This is a genomic window from Sphingomonas kyeonggiensis (assembly GCF_030812785.1).
GTDB lineage: Bacteria > Pseudomonadota > Alphaproteobacteria > Sphingomonadales > Sphingomonadaceae > Sphingomonas > Sphingomonas kyeonggiensis_B.
Genome location: NZ_JAUSTJ010000004.1, coordinates 1 through 2,500 on the forward strand (window position 1 = coordinate 1; position 2,500 = coordinate 2,500).

Annotated in this window: 1 tRNA gene and 2 rRNA genes (1 of these 3 cut by a window edge); all 3 read right to left on the reverse strand. The window is 55.1% G+C overall.

The window, feature by feature from the left end:
• Position 1: 1 nt before the first annotated feature.
• Positions 2–78, reverse strand: a tRNA-Met gene (locus J2W22_RS23440).
• 163 nt (positions 79–241) lie between these two features.
• Positions 242–356, reverse strand: a 5S ribosomal RNA gene (rrf, locus tag J2W22_RS23445).
• 102 nt (positions 357–458) lie between these two features.
• A 23S ribosomal RNA gene (locus tag J2W22_RS23450) occupies positions 459–2,500 on the reverse strand (it continues 749 nt past the right edge of the window).

Below are 2,500 nucleotides of genomic sequence, written 5' to 3' on the forward strand. Positions count from 1 at the left end.
TTGGTTGCGGGAGTAGGATTTGAACCTACGACCTTCAGGTTATGAGCCTGACGAGCTACCGGGCTGCTCCATCCCGCGCCACCGACGAAGTTGGGATCAGGTGTCGGAAGGCGGAGCCTTCCGCAAGGCCGGTTGGCCGCCGCGCCTATTGGCGCGGTAGCCAAGGTCGCGGATGCGACCGCCGGCGCCTGAGGCCAACAAACAAAGTGAATGGGTTCTTCCTGCGCGCACCGGCTTCAATGCCTGGCGACGACCTACTCTTCCATCGCTTAAGCGATAGTACCATCGGCGCTGTCTGGTTTCACGGCCGAGTTCGGGATGGGATCGGGTGGGTCACAGACGCCATAGCCACCAAGCAATGAAGCCGGTGCGGCGGGAAGTTTTTCAAACCGTGCAAAATCAAGGCTGATGAACATCCAATCAAGGACAACCCAAGGCTGTCGTTGATGGTGGGACTCATCAAGTGCGAATAGGACAATTAGGACCGGTTAGCTCCATACGTTACCGTACTTCCACATCCGGCCTATCAAGGTCGTGGTCTTCGACCGTCCTAAGAAATCTTATCTCGAGGGAGGCTTCCCGCTTAGATGCTTTCAGCGGTTATCCCGTCCATACATAGCTACCCTGCTGCGCCGTTGGCACGACGACAGGTACACCAGAGGTATGTTCAACCCGGTCCTCTCGTACTAGGGTCAACTCCTCTCAAATTTCGACGCCCACGGCAGATAGGGACCAAACTGTCTCGCGACGTTCTGAACCCAGCTCACGTACCACTTTAATTGGCGAACAGCCAAACCCTTGGGACCTGCTCCAGCCCCAGGATGTGATGAGCCGACATCGAGGTGCCAAACAACCCCGTCGATATGAGCTCTTGGGGGTTATCAGCCTGTTATCCCCGGCGTACCTTTTATCCGTTGAGCGATGGCCCTTCCACGAGGGACCACCGGATCACTATGACCGACTTTCGTCTCTGCTCGACTTGTCAGTCTCGCAGTCAGGCTGGCTTATGCCATTGCACTCTAACAGTCGGTTTCCAACCGACCTGAGCCAACCTTCGCGCGCCTCCGTTACTCTTTAGGAGGCGACCGCCCCAGTCAAACTACCCGCCACAGAGGGTCCCTGATCCAGTTTCATGGATCGAGGTTAGACATTAAAAAACAACAGGGTGGTATTTCACCTATGGCTCCACGTCAGCTGGCGCCAACGCTTCAAAGCCTCCCACCTATGCTACACAGTTATTTTCCAATGCCACTCTGAAGCTGCAGTAAAGGTGCACGGGGTCTTTCCGTCTAACCGCGGGTACTCCGCATCTTCACGGAGAATTCAATTTCGCTGAGCATGTCCTGGAGACAGTGGGGAAGTCGTTACGCCATTCGTGCAGGTCGGAACTTACCCGACAAGGAATTTCGCTACCTTAGGACCGTTATAGTTACGGCCGCCGTTTACCTGGGCTTCATTTCGGAGCTTGCACCCCTCCACTTAACCTTCAGGCACCGGGCAGGCGTCAGACCCTATACGTCGTCTTGAAGCCGACTTAGCAGAGCCCTGTGTTTTTGCTAAACAGTCGCTACCCCCTGGCCTGTGCCCCCTCAATCTGCTTGCGCAAAATGAGGGCCTCCTTCTTCCGAAGGTACGGAGGCAATTTGCCGAGTTCCTTCAGGACACTTCTCTCAAGCGCCTTGGTATACTCTACCTGACCACCTGTGTCGGTTTCGGGTACGGTCTATACGGTGGGGCTATTTCCCGGGACAGCTTCGAAGCATGCTCAATCCGATAAGAGCATACAACACACGCCATCCGTCACACACCACCAGGCCCACGAATATTAACGTGGTTCCCATCGACTACCCCCTTCGGGCTCGTCTTAGGGGCCGGCTCACCCTGCGCGGATTAGCCTTGCGCAGGAACCCTTGGTCTTTCGGCGAAAGGGCATCTCACCCTTTTTATCGCTACTCATGTCTGCATTCGCACTTCCGATACCTCCACGACCCATTACCAGATCGCTTCACAGGCTTACGGAACGCTCCGCTACCGCGTGGATAAATCCACACCCTAAGCTTCGGTGCACGTCTTGAGCCCCGTTACATCTTCGCCGCAGGAACCCTTATTTAGACCAGTGAGCTGTTACGCTTTCTTTAAAGGATGGCTGCTTCTAAGCCAACCTCCTGGTTGTTTTGGGATTCCCACATGCTTTCCCACTTAGACGTGACTTGGGGACCTTAGCTGTAGGTCAGGGCTGTTTCCCTTTTGACGACGGACCTTAGCACCCGCCGTCTGTCTCCCGGATATCACTCCTAGGTATTCGGAGTTTGGTTAGAATTGGTAGATCTCGCGACCCCCGCATCCATCCAGTGCTCTACCCCCTAGGGTGTTCGTCCGAGGCACTACCTCAATAGTTTTCGCGGAGAACCAGCTATTTCCCGGCTTGATTGGCCTTTCACCCCTAAACACAACTCATCCGGTAACTTTTCAACGTTAATCGGTTCGGACCTCCAGTGGG